The following is a 17,272-nucleotide window of genomic DNA, read 5'->3' as shown; positions in this document are numbered from 1 at the left end:
AATCCAGGTGACCGACACGAAGACCGCAGACCAGGCGGCGGCGACGGAGCCGGCGACGGAGGAGGCCGAGTCCTCGGCGGAGCCCGCCGGGAAGGCGGAGCCCGCCGGGAAGGCGGAGCCCGCTGAAAAGGCGGAGCCCGCGGCCGAGTCCCCGGCGGAGCCCGCTGAGGAGGCGGAGCCGGCGGAGGTGTCGCGGGAGGCGGCCCCCGAAGCGCGGCGCCTCACCAGAGACCCCCTGGTCAGGGTCGCTCTCGCGGTCGCTGTCGCGGCGGCCGTCGTGGCGGCGTGGTTCGGCTGGTCGTACTACGCGGCGTCCGGGGACGACTCGATCGCCTACGCGTCCGAGCGCGACCGCGTCCTCGCCGCCGCGGACCAGGCGATCGTCAACCTGAACACCCTCGACCACCGGAACGTCGCGGGCGGGCTGAAGGTCTGGCAGGACTCGGCGACGGCGCAGCTCTACGACAGCATCGTGCAGGGCCGCGCGCAGCTCGAGAAGGACGTCGCGAAGGCGAAGACGACGTCCAGCGCCAAGATCCTCGAATCCGGCCTGACCGAGCTGGACACCCGCGCCGGGAAGGCCGCGGTGGCCGCCGCCATCCGGGTCACCGTCACCGGGCCGGACGGCAAGCCCGCCGCCCGCACCAGCCGGCTGCTCGGCCAGCTCACCAAGACCCCGACCGGCTGGAAACTGTCCGCCCTCGGCCTGGCGCCCACCGGCACCTCAGGCTCCTGACCGGGAGGAACTCCATGGCGTTCACGATCAAACTGCCGGGCGGCGCCCGCCTCCGCGCCGTCGTGCTCCTCGGCGTCCTCACCGTCGCCCTGGGCGGCACCGCCGCCTGGTCGGCGCAGCAGGCCGACGCCCTCACCGGCGCCGCGTCCGCGCAGAACGACGCACTCAGCGACAACGGCCGCACCAGCGAGGTCAAGGGCCAGATCACCACCGCGGTCAACACGGCGTTCTCGTACAACTACGCCGACGTCGGAAAGACCGAGAAGGCGGCGCAGGAACTGCTGACCGGAAAGGCCGTCCAGCAGTACAACCAGCTTTTTGCGCTCGTCCAGAAGCAGGCCCCGGCGCAGAAGCAGATCCTGACCACCGCCGTCACCGACTCGGCGGTCAAGAGCCTCACCTCCGACCGGGCCCGCCTCCTCATCTTCGCCGACCAGCGCAACACCCGCACCGACAAGGGCCAGACGAGTTACTCGGCGGCCGTCTTCGCCGTGGGCGCCCTGTACGTCAACGGGAAATGGAAGATCGACGACATCGACACCCTCGGAGCCTGATGCCAATTACGATCATTTGATAATGGGTGTCGGCGACGGAACGGCGATGCCACTTGAAGGTAACTTTCCGTGCCTGCTCGGTACTGTCGTGAAAGGGCTTGACGACTAGCAGCCGCTGCTAAGCGAGACTCACTCGGAAGAGGGTGCCATTGGCAGTGGTAGATAATCCAGAGAATTTCTCGCGGCAGTTGTCCGGTTAGTCTTGATTGGTGGTCGGTGGCCACTTATCTTCAGAAAAGCAGTACGGCGGGACAGGGTGGTTCCGACGTGGTACCGGCGGACGGAGTCCGTCTGTTCCACGGTGAGTCCCGTTGGTTCCTCGTTGGCCCTAGGAGTCGCCCCTGCCATTCTGGCGCCTGCGCGCAGTCAGCTGTCCCTGCGATAAGACATGCCACCCCCTGAAGGGAAGCAGAACTGACATGCGAAAGATCACCCGGAACACCCTGACCGCCACCGCCGTGATCACCGCCGGGCTCGGCCTCACCGCCTTGCCGGCCCACGCGGTCGACCCCTGGACCGTCACCCCCGGCGGCGCCATCACCGGCAACCAGACCCGTCCGCTGGTCGCCACCGACACCACCACCGGTGCCAACATCGTCTGCACCGTCTCCACGGCATCGGGCACCGCGGCGAGCGGCTCGGGGCTGCCCGGCGCGGGCATCGCCCAGCTGAGCAGTGTGGCGTTCTCGACCCCGGGCAACCCCAGCAGCTGGTGCACCGGCCCGGTGGGGATCGTCGTCAAGGTGACCGCGACCGGACTCCCCTGGAGCTTCAACGCCGCCACCTACGCCGGCGGCGTCACGACCGGGACCCTGACCGGTGTGAAGTCCACCATCCACGGCAGCGACGAGTGCGATGCGACCGTGGCCGGACCGGGCACCTCCGCCGGCACGATCAGCGGCACGTACACCAACAGCACCGCCACGCTCGCCGTCAGCGGTGGAAACCTCGAAGTCAAGACCGCGGACGCCGACTGCGACCCGGCACTGATCAACGTCGGCGACAAGATCACGCTCACCGGCGCCTACAAGGTCAACCCCGCGCTCACCATCACCCACCCGTAGCTCCAAGGGCTCCACGCCCTGACCTTCGGGCCGCGCCCGTCCTCTGGCCGGGCGCGGCCCTTCCCCTCGTGAGGAATCGCAATGCTCTGGAAGCCCCGGATCGTCACGTCCGTCGCCGGTGCCGCGGCCTTCGCCGTCACCGCCTGCCTGGTCGCGGGTACTCGCCCGGCGGCAGCGGACATCGGGGCCGAGATGCGGTTCTCCTGCACCACGTCGTCGGGCACGCAGGACGTGACGCTGCACGTCGGGGCGATCGCACCGGCCGCCGGGACCGTCGGCGAGCCGCTTCAGGTCGGCACGGTCTCGCTCAGCCTGGATGTGCCCGCGAGTCTGCTGTCCGCTGTGCTGGGATCGCCGTCCAGGGGCTCGTCCAGTACGCCGATCGACCAGGACGCCGCGGTCGGTGAGATCGGTGGAAGCGCACAGCTCGACGTTCGGGTCGAGCAGGGCGGCCGTACCCTGCGGGCCGGTTGGCCGACCTTCGCGCTGGCAGCGCAGTCTGCGCGGTCCGATGGTGCGGGTGTGACGAGACTCGTCGGCACCGGGATCGCTCCACCCTTGGTTCCCCAGACGGAGGGCCGGCTGAAGTGGGTGAGCGGCGGACTGGTTCTCAACCTGGCCGACGTCGCCGAGGGGCAGGGGGCCGCCAGGCGACCGCTGCGGTGCGCCCCGGAGAAGACGGCGACCTTGGGGACGGTCGCAGTGCGGCGGCCACCGCGCGCGATCACGCCCGGCACGGGTACCGCGCCGGCCGGGACTGCGGGCGGTCAGCCGAGGGCGGCGGCGCCCGATACCCGCTGCACGAAGATCCCGTCCTCGGACGAAGACCCTGAATACGACATCAATAAAGACCCTGAGCTGTACAAGATCTATCAGGATCCGCCCCTTCCCGGAGAGCCGGGGCAGATCCCCGCACTCCCCAAGTCGGCGGGGCTTCCCTTGTGTATTCGCAATGCCGGCTTCGCTAACATCAAAAAGGCCGGAAACGCGGTACCGGTCGCGGCGGAGACGCTGCTGAGGCGGTCCACGGGTGGCTACAGCTCGATTCCGCTCAACTATTTCCAACAGTGGGGGTATGTGGAGGCGAAGCCCGCCGCCTCCACCGCGACCGTGCTGGGCTTCGGTTTCATGCCGACGACCGCCACGGCGGTGACGGAGCAGGTGCGTGCGCCGGCGAGTGGCCCGGGGGAGACCATCAAACGGCGCACCGGAAACTTCAGGCTGGATTTCTTCCCGAACACCGTCACGCCTCCGCTGGCTCCAGACGTTGAGGCGTGGATCAGGACCTATGTCGCCATGAAGGTCGGCAACGTCTCCGTCAACGGGGTCTCACTGAAGCTCGGTGAAAAATGCAGTAGCGAGCGTACGCTCCTCTCGCTGTACTCGTTCATGGGGAATGCGAACACCGGCGCGATCAGACCCGATAACGGACAGACCCTCTCCGGGAAGCTGACCATTCCGAAGTTTGCGAACTGTGGCGTCGACGAGGATCTGAGTCCACTGCTCAATGCGAGCATTTCCGGCCCGGGGAACTATGTCAAGGTCGAGTCGGGAAAGTGGTGCAACACGAACAGCCTGGACTGCGACACGGTCAGCCGTGAGCCGGAGACGTGGTCGGTCTCGCCCGGTGGGGATGTCACCGCCACCGCCAAGCCGTTCGTGGTCAAGAGCGGCGAGGAGGGAAACGAGCTGCGGTGCGACTCGGCGGCCCTGAAGTTCCATCTGGACGCGCGGCGGTGGAAGGAACGCTTCATGCTGAGCAAGATGACGCCGCGGTTCTCGAACTGCAAGGCCGTCTCGGCTGCGGGAAGTATTCCGGTCGAAATGACCGCATCCCCGCTGTATATGAACGGCCTGCCGATGGCCGCGGACGGGGGCATCCAGATGGAGGTCAACGGCGTTCTTATCAATGCGGCGGTGAACGCCCCGAGCGGGCGCTGCTCGATACGAATCGGGTCCTATTACTACGGTGATGGCGTGACCGAGATGGCGACCGGCCTGCGCGGAGGGTACGACAACGCCAGTCACACCCTCGCCGTCGGGAGCCCCGCCGCCAGTACGTATGTGACCCCTGCCTCGACGTGCACCGACGTGCCCGGGTTCACCAGCTACGGGACGGCGGAGATCCCGACCACGAACTTCGTCTTCAGTCCTGCGCAGAAGTTCACCAAGCCCTGACGTTCGGTCCGGCACCACCGGAGCGGTCGTGTAGCGGCCGACGAAGGAATCCAGAACAACGGTCAGTCCTGAATCAGCGGCTTCACCAGTCGAAAGGTGAGCACATGATCAGCTCTCGTTTCCGCACGTGCCGGCGCTCGTTCGCCGCCGCCGTCGCCCTCGGGACGGCGGTGGGGGCCGCGGCCCTCTCCGCCGCCCCGGCGGCCCAGGCCGCACGTGCCGACGACCCGGTGCCGGATTTCGACTGGTCCGACTGCCCGGAGCTTCCGCCCGGTGCGAACGTCCCGGGATCGATCTGCCTGCAGACCACGGCGACGAGTGGCAGTTTCACGCTGGGCGGTGCGGAGCACGCGATCACCAGGCCGATCACGGTCACGGCGGGCAGCGCGTCCTTCCTCGGTGAGGGGTTCCAGGACCTTTTCGGGGCGGTGCGGAGTGAGGACTTCACCGTGGACCTCGGGCCCGGCATCGGGACGGCCAGTGTGTCGCTCCAGTACGCCGGCGGCCTCGTCCTGCGCGGCTTCGACACCACCATCGGGCTGAAGGTCAAGCTGAGCGGCGCGGGGCTCGGGGACCAGTGCACCATCGGCTCCGACGCCGCTCCGATCCTGCTGAACCTCACCACCGGGACGACCGCTCCGCCGCCCCCGAACCAGCCGATCAGCGGCGAGCCGTTCACCATCATCGGATCGATCCCGAACGCGGCGCTCCGGAAGGGGACGCAGGTCGACAATGCCTTCGCCCTTCCGGGGGCCACCGGCTGCGGGACCGGCGGGCAGTCCGCCGACGCCGCGGTGAACGCCGCCGTGGGCCTGCCGTCCGCGGCCGGACGGAACACAGTGATCTTCCACGAGTACGGCGCCGCGATCTCCTACTCCAAGCTGCCGTAGGCCACAGTCGACCGCGTCCGGCCGCTGCCACCCCGGCCGGACGCGGTCTCCACGCCGGCCGCGGTTCCGCAGGCGTGCGCCGGGCCCGGGTCCGCGGTGGCGCCGGAACCGGACGGTACCCGCAGGTCGAAAGGTCGGCACGTGAAACGCTCCCCATTCCGTGCGCGCCGCTGCGCGCTCGCCACCGCCATCGCGTTGGCCGCGGTCCCGGTGACCGCGGCAGCCGCGCAGCCCGCCGCCACCTGGACGGTCACCCCGGGCGGGGCACTGACGGCCGCCGGGCCGGCGCGGATCGAGAACGCCGCCCGCGGGTGGACGATCACCTGCGCGGACACCCGGCTGACCGGTACCGCCAAGAGCGGCGCGGGCAACACCGGCGAGCAGATCCTCGCGGTCGACACGGTCTCCTTCGGCGGCTGCACCGGGTCGGACGGCCTCGCCTACACCGTCACCTCGGAGAGCGCCCTGATGGAGATGGGCGCGACGGGGTACGACGCCGCCGCCGGCCGGACGTCCGGCGGCCTCTTCGGCTTCCAGGTCAACATCGTGCGGACCGACCGGTGCCAGTTCGACGTGGCCGGCTCCGGCGACCTCGGGACGGCGGACGCCACGTTCACCAACGCGGGCAGCGTCCTCGGCCTGGGCGGCGGCGACATGGGCGTCACGTTCGTGAACTTCGCGTGCGCCGCGGGCTTTGTCGCGGGCGGGGACGCCGTGGTGCTTTCCGCGGAGCTGCACGCCACTCCGGAGCAGACCATCACCAGCCCGTGACCCCCTTTATCGCGGACATCATTCATCATCCTGTGACAACTGCTCGACGGTATCTCGTGCTTTCGTTGCCGCTGATAACGCCGGGACCGGTAAAGGCGGTCGGACTGGCAGTGGCTAACAAGATCTGAAAGTTTATGGCGAGTCGGTTCGATCGCATATTGAATTGCCGTGATAGTGGCCATACCCTCCCGGTAGGAATCCAGATCCACCAGTTTATGCCACTCCACCCACCCGGTAGATCGAAAGGACCGACCTGTGAAATTCACCCGACCGTCCAGACGTGCAACCCGCTTCGCGCTGCCCCTGGCCGGGGCCGCGGCGGCACTGGCGATGGCGGGGTCCGCGGCGCAGGCCGCGCCCGCCGTGAACCCCGACCCGATCCCGGCGACGTTCGACTTCTCCGACTGCCCGACGCTGCCCGCGGGCTCCGACCCGCACGCGTCCACCTGCGTCTCGGTCGTGGTCACCAGCGGCACGTTCCACCTGGGCAAGTTCGACCAGGCGATCGAGAAGCCGATCAAGATGACGTTCGCGAACGCCTACAACCCTGAGACGTTCCAGTTCACGTCGGTCTTCGGGAAGATGCACGCGGAGAAGATGCTCGTGCAGCCGGGACTGTTCGGCGACCCGCTGCTGTCCGCGGTGTACGCGCAGCCGGAGTTCGCGGGCGTGTTCGACCAGCCGACCAGCGCCGATTTCAAGATCAAGATGGGGCTGAAGGTGCGGCTGGTCAACCCGATCCTCGGCTCGAACTGCCTGATCGGCAGCGACAGCAACCCGATCCTGCTGGACCTGACCACCGGGACGACGGCGCCGCCGGCGCCCAACACCCCGATCACCGGCGAGAAGGCCACGGTCGTGCGGACCACCCCGCCGCCCACCGTGCGGTCGGCCAAGCACGTCGACAACGCGTTCTCGGTGCCCGGCGCCAAGGGCTGCCTGTTCGGCGGCGGTGTCGCCGACTGGCTGGTCAACCAGGTGGGCGGGATGCCGTCCGCGGGCGGCAAGAACACCATGGTGTTCAACGAGTACATGTCGACGCAGGCGTACGACAAGCTCTGACCGGCGGCGAGAGCCGGGCCGTGCCCGCGTGACTCCACCCCCCGGGCACGGCCCCCGGCCCCCGATCGTCGGTCCTGAACGGCATCGCGACGTCCTCCGCCCCACCATCACCGGCGCGACGTTCGGCACCACGGCCTCGGGTTGCGGCTCCCTGTTCGTCCCCGTCCAGCTCGCCATCACCCCGTAAGGCTTCGCGCTCCGGGTAGGGGTCGGGCATGAGCCCGAGCATCGACCCGGAGACCGCGGCGGCGCTCGAACGCGTCCGCGACCGGCTGATCGACCGGTACCTCGGCACCGACCCCAACGTGACCGGCGTCGGCATCGGGTTCCGGACCCGGGGCGGTGAGCGGACGGACGAGCCCGCCGTGGTGGTCGGCGTCGTCGAGAAGCTCCCCGCCGGCCACGTCCCCCGAGGACGCCTGCTGCCCCGTGCCGTCCGGGACGGCGGGACGGAATGGGCGGTCGACGTCGTCCAGACCGGCCGGATCCTCCTCACCCGGAGCCCCGGCGCCGCCGCGCGCTGATCCGGACAAATGTCCTCTCCGCCCGCCCGTTCCCGACCTGCCGGCCGCGTCCTGACGCCATCACCTTCTCACCCCTCAGGTGTGCCTCTTCGCCTGCCTGACGGTGAGCGGCCATGCCAGGGTGGCGACACTGTGAGGGCTGAGGGGAGTCGATATGGGGAAGCACAGTGAGCAGCAAACGTGCAGCGGGTGCAACGGCTCGGGGAAAGAGTTGAAGAGCGACGACGGTAACCGGCGAGAGGTTCCGTGCACGATGTGCAAGGGCTCGGGGAAGGTGTGATGTCGGCGCGGGACGTCCTCGGGTTGGTGCCCCGGGAGTCGTTCGTCCCCGACACGATCTGGGTCCCCGTGGAGGGGAGCGGCTGGATGAGGCCGCTCCATCGCGAGGACGAGCCGGACGGCTGGACGGAGCAGGTCAGGGCCGATCGCTCGGTCGTCATACAGGTGGACGACGGGGCGGTCGGGAAGGGCGTCTGGCCCACCAGTTCCAGCAGTGCCCCGCACGTGATGGCCGACATGCTCGACGCGCTCGACCTCCACGCCGGGATGCGGGTCCTGGAGATCGGCACGGGGAGCGGCTACAACGCGGCGCTGCTCGCGGAACTCGCGGGGGCGGAGAACGTCACGACGGTGGAGGTCGATCCCTCGCTGGCCGGCCATGCCCGGCGGGCGCTGGATCGGGCCGGGTACCCGGTCACGGTGGTGACGGGCGACGGGATGCTCGGCCATCCGGACCACGCTCCCTACGACCGGATCATCGTGACGGCCGCCGTCCGTGAGGTTCCGTACGCGTGGGTCGAGCAGGCCCGTCCCGGCGGGGTGATCCTCGTCCCGTGGGTGGCGACGTTCCATCCGGACGAGCCGCTGGCCAGGCTGGAGGTGGGCCCGGACGGCACGGCGGAGGGACGGTTCGGTGGTCCCGGCTGGTTCATGCCCCTGCGCAGTCAGCGTCTCAAGCAGAGGACCATCAGGGCCACGGACGAGAGGTGGGCGGCGTCCGGGCGGCCGGAGGCCCGCCGGTACGGGGTCACCGTGACGCCCGGGGGGCAGCGCGTCTGGCTCGACTCGCCCGGGAACCCGATCGGCTGAACGCGCGTTCGGTTCAGCCGTCGTCCGCCGAGCCGGGGGCGAGGTGGGGGCGGCGGGTGCGGGGAGCGGCGCGGACGTGCATGCGCTCGCCCTGGCGGCCGAACAGGCTCAGGATCTCGACGGGATGCCCGCCGGCGGCGCCGAACCAGTGGGGCAGGCGGGTGTCGAACTCGGCGGCCTCGCCCGGCTCCATGATCAGGTCGTGCTCGGCCACGATGAGCCGCATGCGTCCGGACAGGACGTACAGCCATTCGTAGCCCTCGTGGGTGCACAGGTCAGGGACGTTCTGGGCGGCCGGGATGACCGTCTTCCAGGCTTGCAGCGCGCCGGGCCGGCCGGTCAGCGGGATCACCGTCCGGCCGTTGCGGACCCGGGGGGTGAGGTGGACGCGCGGGTCGCCCACCGTCGGGGCGCCGACCAGCTCGTCCAGCGGCACCTGGTGGGCCGCGGCGAGGGGGAGCAGCAGTTCCAGGCTGGGCCGGCGCTGACCCGATTCCAGCCGGGACAGGGTGCTCTTGGAGATCCCCGTGGCCTCGGCGAGCGCGGCCAGGGTGACGCCCCGCTGGGTGCGCAGGCGCTTGAGGCGCGGGCCGACCTCGGTGAGGGCGCGGGCGATGGCGGGTGCGTGTTCCATGTCCTCATTGCACAGGCTCGTCCCGGAAATGGCAACAAAGCTTGTCGGTATCGCGCCGGAGAACGCACGCTACGGTCATGAGCGAATCGATGAACGACGTGGTGGTGGTCGGTGCGGGCGCGGCCGGGCTGAGCGCCGCGCTGGTGCTCGGAAGGGCGCGCCGCCGGGTCACGGTGGTGGACGCCGGGGCCCCGCGCAACGCCCCGGCGGAGCACATGCAGGGTTTCCTCTCGCGGGACGGGACGTCCCCGGCGGCCCTGCTGGAGATGGGGCGCGCCGAGGTGGCCGGGTACGGCGTGCGGCTGATCGAGGGCCGGGTCGACCACATCGAGCCCGGTTTCACCGTGCGCCTCGCCGGCGGCCCGGTGCTGCGGGCCCGCCGGGTGCTGGTGGCCACCGGGCTGCGCGACGAGCTGCCCGACATCCCCGGCGTCCGCAAGCGGTGGGGCCGCGATCTGCTGCACTGCCCGTACTGCCATGGGTACGAGGTCCGCGATCAGCCGCTCGGCGTGCTCGGCACGCACCCGGGCGCGGTGCATCAAGCGCTGCTGCTGCGAGGGTGGTCGGACGACGTCGTGCTCTTCCGGCACACCCTGGACCTGACCGCGGGCGAGCACGAGCGGTTGACCGCGCGCGGCGTGCGCATCGTGGACGGCCCGGTCAAGCAGCTCGTGGTGCACGACGACCGGCTGCGCGCGGTCGAGCTGGCGGACGGCCGCGTGTGGCCCCGCGACGCGGTGTTCCTCTTCCCCCGCATGGTGCCGCACGACGCGCTGCTCGACGGCCTGGGCTGCGAGCGGGACGAGAGCGGCCGGGTGGCCACCGACCCGTCCGGCCGGACGAGCGCGCCCGGCGTCTGGGCCGCGGGCAACGTCGCCGATCCCCGCGCGCAGGTGATCACCGCCGCCGGGGCGGGCTCGGTCGCCGCGATCGCCCTCAACCACGACCTGCTGGACGAGGACGTCGAACGGGCCGTCCTGGAGCAGACGCTCACCGCCCACCTGCACCGGACGGAGACCGAGTGAGCGAGGGAGGGCGCATGCCCGTCGCGGTCTACGTGCTCGCGCTGAGCCTGTTCGCGATGGGCGCCTCGGAGTTCCTGATGGCGGGGGTGCTGCCGGACATCGCCGCCGACCTCGATGTGTCGCTGCCGACCGCGGGCACGCTGATCTCCGCGTTCGCGGTCGGCGTGCTGGTGGGCGCCCCGCCGCTGGCCGCACTGACCCGGCGCTGGCCGCCGCGCACGACGCTGCTGATCTGCCAGGCGGCGTTCGCCGCCGCGATCGCCTCCGGACTGGTCGTGCCCGGATACTGGGCGGTGCTGATCTCCCGGGCGGTCGCCGGGGTGGCCTACGCCGGATTCTGGGCGGTCGCGGCGGCGACCGCGATCAGCCTGGTCCCGCCCGACCGCACCGCCCGCGCGCTCGGGGTGGTGGTCACCGGGCTCAGCCTGGCCATGGTCGTGGGCGGACCGGCCGGCACCGTGATCGGCGAATGGGCCGGATGGCAGGCCGGATACTGGGCCGTGGTCGCGCTGACCGCCGCGACCGCGATCGCGGCGCGGCTGACGCTGCCCGCCACCGAGCCCGTCCGGGGATCCTCCGACGACCTGCGGGAAGAGCTGCGCCTCGTGGCCCGTCCCCGGCTCTGGGTCGCCTACGGGACCACCATGCTGACCACCGCGGCGTACATGGTGACGTACGGGTACCTCGGCTCGCTGCTCACCGACACCAGCGGAATCCCGGTCGCCTGGATGCCCGCCGTCCTGGCCCTGTTCGGCGTGGGCGCGTTCGCCGGTCTCGCCATCGGCGGGCGGACGACCGACCGGTACCCGTTCCCGACCCTGTACGCGGGCATCGCCGGAGTGATCGGCACCTCCGTCGCGCTGGCCCTGCTGGCGGGCCACGCGACGGCGGCGGTCCCCTTGGTGTTCCTGCTCGGGGTGTCGGGGTTCCTCACCAACCCCGTGGTGCTGGCCCGGGTGTTCACGATCGCGACCGGCGCCCCGACGCTGGCCGGGGCGACCAACATCTCGGTGCTCCAGCTCGGCATCACGCTGGCGCCGCTGGCGGGCGGCCTGGCGATCGGTGCCGGTCTCGGGCTCGCGTCGGTGGGCTGGGTGGGCGCTCTCTTCGCCCTCGCCTCGCTCGCCGCGGCCGTGACCGATGCCCGCCTGCACCGTCGCGAGACCACCGCCGAGCGTCCACTCAGCCGGACAGAAGTGCCAGTGTGAACAACCCGGGGCCTCACCGGCGCCGGTCGTAGATCCCGACGGCCCAGGCTCCGGGCTGGACGGTCACTTCCCCGAAGGTGAAGGTCGCGGTGTCGACCCGGGTGCCGGGAGGCAGCACCCGCAACCGCCAGGTGTGCGCCCGTCCGGCCCACGCGGGCCCGGCCGACTGGCGGTCGTACTGGGCCAGGTGGTCCTGCGGACCGCAGCGGCCGATGCTCGTCTCGCGGCCGGGGGACTCGGACTCGACCACGAGCCACGAGTCCGGGACGGAGCACCGCACGTTGTAGACGGTGTCCACGCTCAACGCGGTGAACGTCAGGCGGACCGGTTCGCCCATGTGCGTGTACCGCGCGGACGCGGCGAGCGGCAGGCGGAGGTCGCCGGCCGTCCCGGGGAGCGGCACCGCGGGCGGCAGCCGTACCGACATCGGCGTGACGTCCGCCGGCGCCCCGCCGTCGCCGGTGAGGCCCGGCAGCGCGACGACGGCGGCCACGGCGCCGGCGCTCAGCGCGGCACCGCAGGCCCGGCGCCGCCGCAGCGCGCGCCGTCCGCGCGCCGCCGCCTGCTCGCCCCGGCGGGGGTTGGCGGGCGGCGACGCGGTGCGCTCCCGGAGCATGATCGTGAGTTCGTCCGGCCCGTGCGCCATGGTCATCCCACTTCCTTGAGCGCCCTGAGGGCGGGGTCGATCCGCAGCCGGGCCAGCGCCCGGCGCTGCTGGGTCTTCACGCTCGAGTGCGAGCAGCCGAGGATCTCCGCGACGCGGGTGAGCGGCAGCGCCTCGAAGTAGTGCAGGACGATGACCGCGCGCTGCCGGGGCGAGAGCGCGGCCAGCGCCGTCCACATCGAGTCCCGGTCGTCGAAGGCCGCCGCCGGATCGGGGCCCGCGTGCTCGGGGAGCGCCGCCGTCGGCACCTCGCCGCGCCAGCGCCGCCGCCACCAGGAGGCATGGGTGTTGGTCATGATCCGGTAGACGTACGGCGCGGGGTCGTCCGACACCCGCCCCCAGACGATCCACGCCTTGGCGAGCGCGGTCTGAAGCAGGTCCTCGGCGCGCCCCCAGTCGCGGGTGAGCAGGTAGGCGGTGCGCAGCAGACGGTCGGAATGCTCCTCGACGTAGTCGGTGAAGCCGGATCGATCCGTCACTCGGCCTCCTCGGTCGGCATGTTCACAGGGACTACGCCCTGGAGACCGCCCACGGGTGACACCGGCACGGAAAAAGATCCCCGGCCGGACGTGCCGCTGCGCCGGGAGGACGACCCGGAGCGGTGGGAGCGGGAGTGCCGCGCCTATGGCTTGCCGGCCGCCTCGATTCCGTCCAGCAGGACGGCGAGTCCGACTGCGAAGGTCTCCTCGAGTTCGTGCTCCCACGAAGGAGCGGATTCGCCCTCACGAGGGGACGCACCCTCTTTGGCGAGCCGCACCGACAAGGGGAACCGCTCCGCGAAATCGGGCGCGACCTCGTTCAGCGCGGCCGAGCGGCTGGACCACCATTCCCGGTCGGACGAGCCGGTCGCCGTCGCCGCGTGCCGGGATTCGGCGGCCGTCTGCGCGGACCCGCGGACGAAGTGGAACAGCGAGCTCACGATGCCCCGCAGGGTTCTGGCCGGCAGCCCGGTCTCGTCCAGGATGCCCACCAGCGTCTCCAGGACCTGTTGCTCGTGCGGGCCCAGGACCGGACGCGCGTAGGAGACCTGGAGCACCCACGGGTGCCGCAGGTAGAACGCTCTGAGTTCCGCGGTCCACGACTCCACGGCCGCCCGCCAGCCCCGGCCCGGGTCGTGGCCGGTGGACAGTTCGGCGTGCGCCCGGTCGTACATCAGGTCGAGGAGTTCGGCCTTGCCGGGCACGTAGGTGTAGAGGGCCATCGAGGTGCGCCCGAGGCGGTCGGCCACCGTGCGCATGGACAGCCCGGTCATGGTGTCGGCGTCGGCCACCGCGATCGCCGCCGCCACGATGGCGTCGAGGCTCAGCCCGGGCTTGGGCCCCGGACCGGTCCGCTGGGCCTGGGGTTCGGCCCACAGCAGGGCCATGGACGAGGCCGCGTCCCCCCGGCCGGCGATGATGCTCAAGGTCCGAACTCCTTACGTCATAAGCTATCGTTCCTGTCATTAGTTTATGCCCTAAGGAATCAGAGTAGGATCAGGGAGAGGCGATGACCGAAGCGGGACTGCACGACGGGGGCTCCGTCGAACTGGAGATCCACGGCACCGGGCCCACCGTCCTCCTCCCGGTCGACCCGCGGCCGGCCGAGGGGCCCCGGGCCGACGAGCTGCGCAAGTGGGGAATGGACCCCGCGCTGGGACGGTCCCTGATCGAGGGCCTCAGCGACACGTTCCGGGTGGTCGCGTTCGACTACGAAGGCCACGTCATGGAGACGCCCAAGCCGGACACCCTGACCCCGGGCAACGTCGCCGCCGACCTGCTGGCGGTCGCGGACGCCGCCGGCGCCGACCGGTTCGCCTACTACGGCTACTCATGGCTGGCGCTGAGCGGGCTCCAGTTGGCGATCCGCACCGATCGCCTGTCGGCGCTCGCCTTGGGCGGCTTCCCGCCCATCGGCGGCCCCTACGCCGAGATGCTCAGCGTCACCATGGCGGCCCACGGGATGTCGGGATCGACCCCGAGCGCCCAGCGGCCGGCCGACGACCACGACTGGTCGACCGTGGAGGTGTCGATGAGCGAAGCGCAGACCCGCCAGTTCGTCACGCTGTACCAGGAGCTCCAGAGCTTCGACGACCGGGCCGCGCAGGCCCGGCTCAGCGGCCCCCGCCTGTGCCTGGTCGGCTCGGCGGACGAGATCGCCTACGACGAGCGCTGGGGCGGCGTCACCGTGAGCATCGGGAGCGCGGTCACGAACCGGCGCGCTGAACTGGAAGCCTCCGGATGGGATGTGCGGATCCTGGACGGTCTCGACCACGTACAGGCCATGCAGCCCGCGAACGTCCTGCCGGTCCTGAGCCCCTGGCTCGCCTCCCACCTGACCCCCTGACCCATCCGCCGGACACGTTCACGCGTCGCTTCGGGCGGCCGGATGATGGAGGGAAATGAACGACGAGCCCACACGGGAGTCGGTGATGGCGACGGTGGAGTCGGGCCGGAGCGCGGATCTGCGCCGGGTGCTCAAAGACCTGCGCGGACGCGGTGAGACCGGCCGGGCGGTGGAGGTGCCGCCGCCCTCGCAGGAGTGGCTGGAGAACCTCGATGCGGTCGATGACGAGATCGTCGTGGACCTCCTCGAGCTGCTGCACCACTACCCGCGCCTCGTGCCTCTCCCGACGCCGGAGCAGGTGTGGGGGGAGTCGCTGGACGCCGTTCTCCGGTTCGGCTCTCATTACAGCGCGTTCCATCTCGCGCTGCTGGCGCGGATCTCGCCCTTTCCGGACGAGACGGCGAGAGATCTCCTGCACCGTGTCCACGTCCTCGGGGAACAGGAGCTGAACGCGGCACGATGGCTGGTGTCCTATCTCCTGGACGGCTCCGAGACCAGGCCGAGCGCGATGCGGGCGCTCGAATGGATGCAGGAGATCGAGGAGTTCGCGCCGATCGTCGAGTTCGTCCGACCGCAACTGGTGCCGGCCGAGTTGGCCGAACTGGACGAGTCGCACCAGGAGCAGCCTTCCTGAGGACGGCGGTTCTGAGCCTCGCGCGGCGCGGAACAAGTCAGCCGTCCTCCGCGTCCTGCGTCAGGGCGTCGACTGCCCGTCGCAGGACGGCGGCGCGGGTCTCCGGCGTTCTCGTCTTCATGAGGCGGAGCAGCACGGCGTACCGGTCGGTTCCACTGAGACGGTCGAAGGCGTCCTTCGCGCGCGGGTCGCGTTCGAGTGCGGCGACCAGATCGGGCGGGACGGTCGCGTTCCGCTGCGACGCGTACGCGGCGTCCCACCGCCCGTCCGCCTTGGCGGCGGTGATGGCCGCCAGGCCGGACGGCCGCATCCGCCCGGCCGCGATGAGCATCTCGGCCTTGTCGACGTTGATCTTCGACCAGGGGCTCTTCGCCCGGCGCGGCGAGTACCGCTGGAGCGAGTAGGCCTCGTCGCACGACCTGGAGTGGCTGTCGATCCAGCCGTAGCAGAGGGCGACGTCGAGCGCCTGCGCGCGGGTGACCGTCGTCCGCCCCGAGTTCTTCTTGGCGAGCTTCAGCCAGATCTCGGCGCGGTCGTGGTGATCGGCGAGCCAGGACTCCCACTGGGACGCGTCCTCGAACACCAGGACCACGGAGTCGGCGGGCATGGGCATGGTCGTTCCCTTCGTCGGCCTGGCCCAGACGCTAGGGGTCATATAGGACCGTTCCGGTCCTCGATGGCCGGCGGGCCGGGAGCGGACCCCGTCGGACGTTACGACGCCGCGGCCGGCTGGGCGGGCCGTCCGGTCGAGCGCGGACGCAGCCCAGGCGCCAGCGCCAGCGTGACCGCGACGGACGCCGCCGCCATGACGGCCATCGCCGTCGACGCCGAGGTGCGCTCGGCCACGGCGCCCGCGAGGAGGGCGCCCACGCCCTGCATGGTCAGCATGCCGGAGGAGTGCAGCCCGAGCGCGTGCCCGCTCATGTCGTCCGGCGTCAGCGACATCAGCCGCTCCTGGAGCAGCAGGCCGGACGCGTACCCGAACGTGGCGAGCACGACCGCCGCGATCGCGACGGGCAGCGCCGGGTCCAGCGCGAAGACCAGGTACGGCGTGGCCAGGAGCAGGCACAGCGGGACGCCAAGCCGCTCCCGCCACCACCGCGGGACGAACCGTCCGGTCAGGGTGTCGCCGGCCAGCATGCCGACCGCGCCGCAGGCGAACAGCAGGCCCGCGTGCCGCGGCGAGTAGGGCACGTACAGGGACTCGCAGCCGACGATCAGCCCGTTCGGCACCCAGAGGGCGAGGAAGACGTAGCGGCGCGGCTTGGACGACCACAGCCGCGCGTTGTCCCGCCAGGTGTCGGCGGCCGACGCGCGCCCGGCAACGCGCGGCGGGCGGCGGGTGAGGCCGAAGCGGGCGACGGCGGCGGCGGCGAGGTAGAGCGCCGCGCCGGCGAGCAGCGTGCCGCGCGCCGACAGGAAGGCCAGGAGCACGCCGCCGAGCGCGAACCCGCAGATCTGCATGATGCCGGACGACATGTTGAGCACCGACCGGCCGAGCAGGTAGCCGTCCCGGGCGAGGATCTCGTTCAGCAGCCCGTACCGCACCCCGCCGCCGACCGAGGCGGTCACGCCGAGCCCGAGGAGGACGGCGAACACCGCCCACACGGGCAGGCCGGGGACCGCCTGGACGGCGGTGCCGACGCCGAACAGCAGCGCCAGGCCCGCGAGCGCGGCGCGCGGCGGCAGCCGGTCGGCCGCCGACAGCAGCGTGGCCGCGCCGAGCACCTGGGGGAGGGACTGGCCGAACATGGCGAGCCCGGAGAGCAGCGGCGAGCCGGTCGCCTTGTAGATCATCGTGCCGAGGGCCAGGCCGCTCACCGTCTGGCCCGCCACCTGCCCGGCGGAGGTGAGGAAGAGCGGCGTGAACTCCGGCGTTCGGAAGAGTTCGCGGTAGGTGCGCATGGCCGTGAC

The 17,272-nt window shown here is 71.2% G+C and carries 20 protein-coding genes; 14 read left to right on the top strand and 6 right to left on the bottom strand.

The annotated features are described in order from the left end of the window. The first annotated feature begins 7 nt into the window (after positions 1 to 7). From OHA34_RS16040 to OHA34_RS15995, 10 genes are all read left to right on the top strand, one after another. Positions 8 to 736: a hypothetical protein gene (locus OHA34_RS16040; protein WP_329522092.1), complete on the top strand. Its 729-nt coding sequence runs from the start codon at positions 8 to 10 to the stop codon at positions 734 to 736. Between the two features lie 14 nt (positions 737 to 750). Then, positions 751 to 1,290, top strand: coding sequence for a hypothetical protein (locus OHA34_RS16035; RefSeq protein WP_329522091.1), 540 nt, complete (start codon positions 751 to 753; stop codon positions 1,288 to 1,290). 419 nt (positions 1,291 to 1,709) lie between these two features. After that, on the top strand, positions 1,710 to 2,354 hold the full coding sequence (locus OHA34_RS16030) for a hypothetical protein (protein ID WP_329522090.1): 645 nt from the start codon (positions 1,710 to 1,712) through the stop codon (positions 2,352 to 2,354). An 81-nt stretch (positions 2,355 to 2,435) separates the two neighbouring features. Continuing rightward, positions 2,436 to 4,532, top strand: coding sequence for a hypothetical protein (locus tag OHA34_RS16025; protein ID WP_329522089.1), 2,097 nt, complete (start codon positions 2,436 to 2,438; stop codon positions 4,530 to 4,532). 104 nt (positions 4,533 to 4,636) lie between these two features. Then, positions 4,637 to 5,422, top strand: a complete 786-nt coding sequence (locus OHA34_RS16020; protein ID WP_329522088.1) for a hypothetical protein — start codon at positions 4,637 to 4,639, stop codon at positions 5,420 to 5,422. A 141-nt stretch (positions 5,423 to 5,563) separates the two neighbouring features. Next, on the top strand, positions 5,564 to 6,193 hold the full coding sequence (locus OHA34_RS16015) for a hypothetical protein (protein ID WP_329522087.1): 630 nt from the start codon (positions 5,564 to 5,566) through the stop codon (positions 6,191 to 6,193). Positions 6,194 to 6,448: 255 nt separating this feature from the next. Then, positions 6,449 to 7,255, top strand: coding sequence for a hypothetical protein (locus tag OHA34_RS16010; RefSeq protein WP_329522086.1), 807 nt, complete (start codon positions 6,449 to 6,451; stop codon positions 7,253 to 7,255). A gap of 28 nt (positions 7,256 to 7,283) precedes the next feature. Next, positions 7,284 to 7,442 carry a hypothetical protein gene (locus OHA34_RS16005; protein WP_285941978.1) on the top strand — a complete coding sequence of 53 codons (159 nt, stop codon included), beginning with the start codon at positions 7,284 to 7,286 and terminating at the stop codon, positions 7,440 to 7,442. Between the two features lie 28 nt (positions 7,443 to 7,470). Further along, complete coding sequence (locus OHA34_RS16000; protein ID WP_329522085.1) at positions 7,471 to 7,779, top strand: hypothetical protein; 309 nt, start codon at positions 7,471 to 7,473, stop codon at positions 7,777 to 7,779. A 279-nt stretch (positions 7,780 to 8,058) separates the two neighbouring features. Further along, positions 8,059 to 8,868 carry an rRNA adenine N-6-methyltransferase family protein gene (locus OHA34_RS15995; protein ID WP_329522084.1) on the top strand — a complete coding sequence of 270 codons (810 nt, stop codon included), beginning with the start codon at positions 8,059 to 8,061 and terminating at the stop codon, positions 8,866 to 8,868. A 13-nt stretch (positions 8,869 to 8,881) separates the two neighbouring features. Here OHA34_RS15995 and OHA34_RS15990 read toward each other — a convergent pair whose 3' ends face one another. Further along, on the bottom strand, positions 8,882 to 9,502 hold the full coding sequence (locus OHA34_RS15990; RefSeq protein ID WP_329522083.1) for a helix-turn-helix domain-containing protein: 621 nt from the start codon (positions 9,500 to 9,502) through the stop codon (positions 8,882 to 8,884). Between the two features lie 77 nt (positions 9,503 to 9,579). Here OHA34_RS15990 and OHA34_RS15985 point away from each other — a divergent pair, with 77 nt between their 5' ends. Next, positions 9,580 to 10,527: an NAD(P)/FAD-dependent oxidoreductase gene (locus OHA34_RS15985; protein ID WP_329522082.1), complete on the top strand. Its 948-nt coding sequence runs from the start codon at positions 9,580 to 9,582 to the stop codon at positions 10,525 to 10,527. Positions 10,528 to 10,541: 14 nt separating this feature from the next. Then, positions 10,542 to 11,735, top strand: a complete 1,194-nt coding sequence (locus tag OHA34_RS15980) for a Cmx/CmrA family chloramphenicol efflux MFS transporter (RefSeq protein ID WP_329522081.1) — start codon at positions 10,542 to 10,544, stop codon at positions 11,733 to 11,735. Between the two features lie 13 nt (positions 11,736 to 11,748). Here the strand turns inward: OHA34_RS15980 and OHA34_RS15975 are convergent, their stop codons facing one another. The 3 genes from OHA34_RS15975 to OHA34_RS15965 form a co-directional block, all read right to left on the bottom strand. Further along, entirely contained in the window at positions 11,749 to 12,387 is a 639-nt protein-coding gene (locus OHA34_RS15975) for a hypothetical protein (RefSeq protein WP_329522080.1), read from the bottom strand. After that, positions 12,384 to 12,878 (bottom strand): SigE family RNA polymerase sigma factor, encoded by a 495-nt coding sequence (locus OHA34_RS15970; protein WP_285941971.1) that lies wholly within the window; start codon positions 12,876 to 12,878, stop codon positions 12,384 to 12,386. The genes OHA34_RS15975 and OHA34_RS15970 overlap by 4 nt, the downstream gene beginning before the upstream one ends. Before the next feature lie 143 nt (positions 12,879 to 13,021). After that, positions 13,022 to 13,804 carry a TetR/AcrR family transcriptional regulator C-terminal domain-containing protein gene (locus tag OHA34_RS15965; RefSeq protein ID WP_329522079.1) on the bottom strand — a complete coding sequence of 261 codons (783 nt, stop codon included), beginning with the start codon at positions 13,802 to 13,804 and terminating at the stop codon, positions 13,022 to 13,024. A gap of 83 nt (positions 13,805 to 13,887) precedes the next feature. Between OHA34_RS15965 and OHA34_RS15960 the strand changes: the two genes are divergently transcribed. Together OHA34_RS15960 and OHA34_RS15955 are read left to right on the top strand one after the other, a co-directional pair. Next, positions 13,888 to 14,724, top strand: coding sequence for an alpha/beta fold hydrolase (locus OHA34_RS15960; protein ID WP_329522078.1), 837 nt, complete (start codon positions 13,888 to 13,890; stop codon positions 14,722 to 14,724). 55 nt (positions 14,725 to 14,779) lie between these two features. Continuing rightward, a complete protein-coding gene (locus OHA34_RS15955; protein ID WP_329522077.1) occupies positions 14,780 to 15,358 on the top strand; it encodes a hypothetical protein in 579 nt (192 codons plus the stop codon). Between the two features lie 37 nt (positions 15,359 to 15,395). Here OHA34_RS15955 and OHA34_RS15950 read toward each other — a convergent pair whose 3' ends face one another. Further along, positions 15,396 to 15,971 carry a YdeI/OmpD-associated family protein gene (locus tag OHA34_RS15950; RefSeq protein ID WP_329522076.1) on the bottom strand — a complete coding sequence of 192 codons (576 nt, stop codon included), beginning with the start codon at positions 15,969 to 15,971 and terminating at the stop codon, positions 15,396 to 15,398. Positions 15,972 to 16,069: 98 nt separating this feature from the next. Further along, positions 16,070 to 17,263, bottom strand: a complete 1,194-nt coding sequence (locus OHA34_RS15945; RefSeq protein WP_285941964.1) for an MFS transporter — start codon at positions 17,261 to 17,263, stop codon at positions 16,070 to 16,072. Between the last annotated feature and the right edge of the window lie 9 nt (positions 17,264 to 17,272).

This window comes from Spirillospora sp. NBC_01491 (assembly GCF_036227065.1).
GTDB classification, from domain to species: Bacteria; Actinomycetota; Actinomycetes; order Streptosporangiales; family Streptosporangiaceae; genus Spirillospora; species Spirillospora xylanilytica.
The sequence above is the reverse complement of the archived record's forward strand: the minus strand, read 5'-3'. Positions and strand labels throughout refer to the sequence as shown.

What these genes read in the sequence shown, in the direction of transcription:
- OHA34_RS16035 (WP_329522091.1), top strand. Translation starts at nt 751, where the DNA reads ATGGCGTTCACGATCAAACTGCCGGGCGGCGCCCGCCTCCGCGCCGTC.
- OHA34_RS16030 (WP_329522090.1), top strand. Translation starts at nt 1,710, where the DNA reads ATGCGAAAGATCACCCGGAACACCCTGACCGCCACCGCCGTGATCACC.
- OHA34_RS16025 (WP_329522089.1), top strand. Translation starts at nt 2,436, where the DNA reads ATGCTCTGGAAGCCCCGGATCGTCACGTCCGTCGCCGGTGCCGCGGCC.
- OHA34_RS16020 (WP_329522088.1), top strand. Translation starts at nt 4,637, where the DNA reads ATGATCAGCTCTCGTTTCCGCACGTGCCGGCGCTCGTTCGCCGCCGCC.
- OHA34_RS16000 (WP_329522085.1), top strand. Translation starts at nt 7,471, where the DNA reads ATGAGCCCGAGCATCGACCCGGAGACCGCGGCGGCGCTCGAACGCGTC.
- OHA34_RS15995 (WP_329522084.1), top strand. Translation starts at nt 8,059, where the DNA reads ATGTCGGCGCGGGACGTCCTCGGGTTGGTGCCCCGGGAGTCGTTCGTC.
- OHA34_RS15990 (WP_329522083.1), bottom strand. Translation starts at nt 9,502, where the DNA reads ATGGAACACGCACCCGCCATCGCCCGCGCCCTCACCGAGGTCGGCCCG.
- OHA34_RS15985 (WP_329522082.1), top strand. Translation starts at nt 9,580, where the DNA reads ATGAGCGAATCGATGAACGACGTGGTGGTGGTCGGTGCGGGCGCGGCC.
- OHA34_RS15980 (WP_329522081.1), top strand. Translation starts at nt 10,542, where the DNA reads ATGCCCGTCGCGGTCTACGTGCTCGCGCTGAGCCTGTTCGCGATGGGC.
- OHA34_RS15975 (WP_329522080.1), bottom strand. Translation starts at nt 12,387, where the DNA reads ATGACCATGGCGCACGGGCCGGACGAACTCACGATCATGCTCCGGGAG.
- OHA34_RS15960 (WP_329522078.1), top strand. Translation starts at nt 13,888, where the DNA reads ATGACCGAAGCGGGACTGCACGACGGGGGCTCCGTCGAACTGGAGATC.
- OHA34_RS15955 (WP_329522077.1), top strand. Translation starts at nt 14,780, where the DNA reads ATGAACGACGAGCCCACACGGGAGTCGGTGATGGCGACGGTGGAGTCG.
- OHA34_RS15950 (WP_329522076.1), bottom strand. Translation starts at nt 15,971, where the DNA reads ATGCCCATGCCCGCCGACTCCGTGGTCCTGGTGTTCGAGGACGCGTCC.
- OHA34_RS15945 (WP_285941964.1), bottom strand. Translation starts at nt 17,263, where the DNA reads ATGCGCACCTACCGCGAACTCTTCCGAACGCCGGAGTTCACGCCGCTC.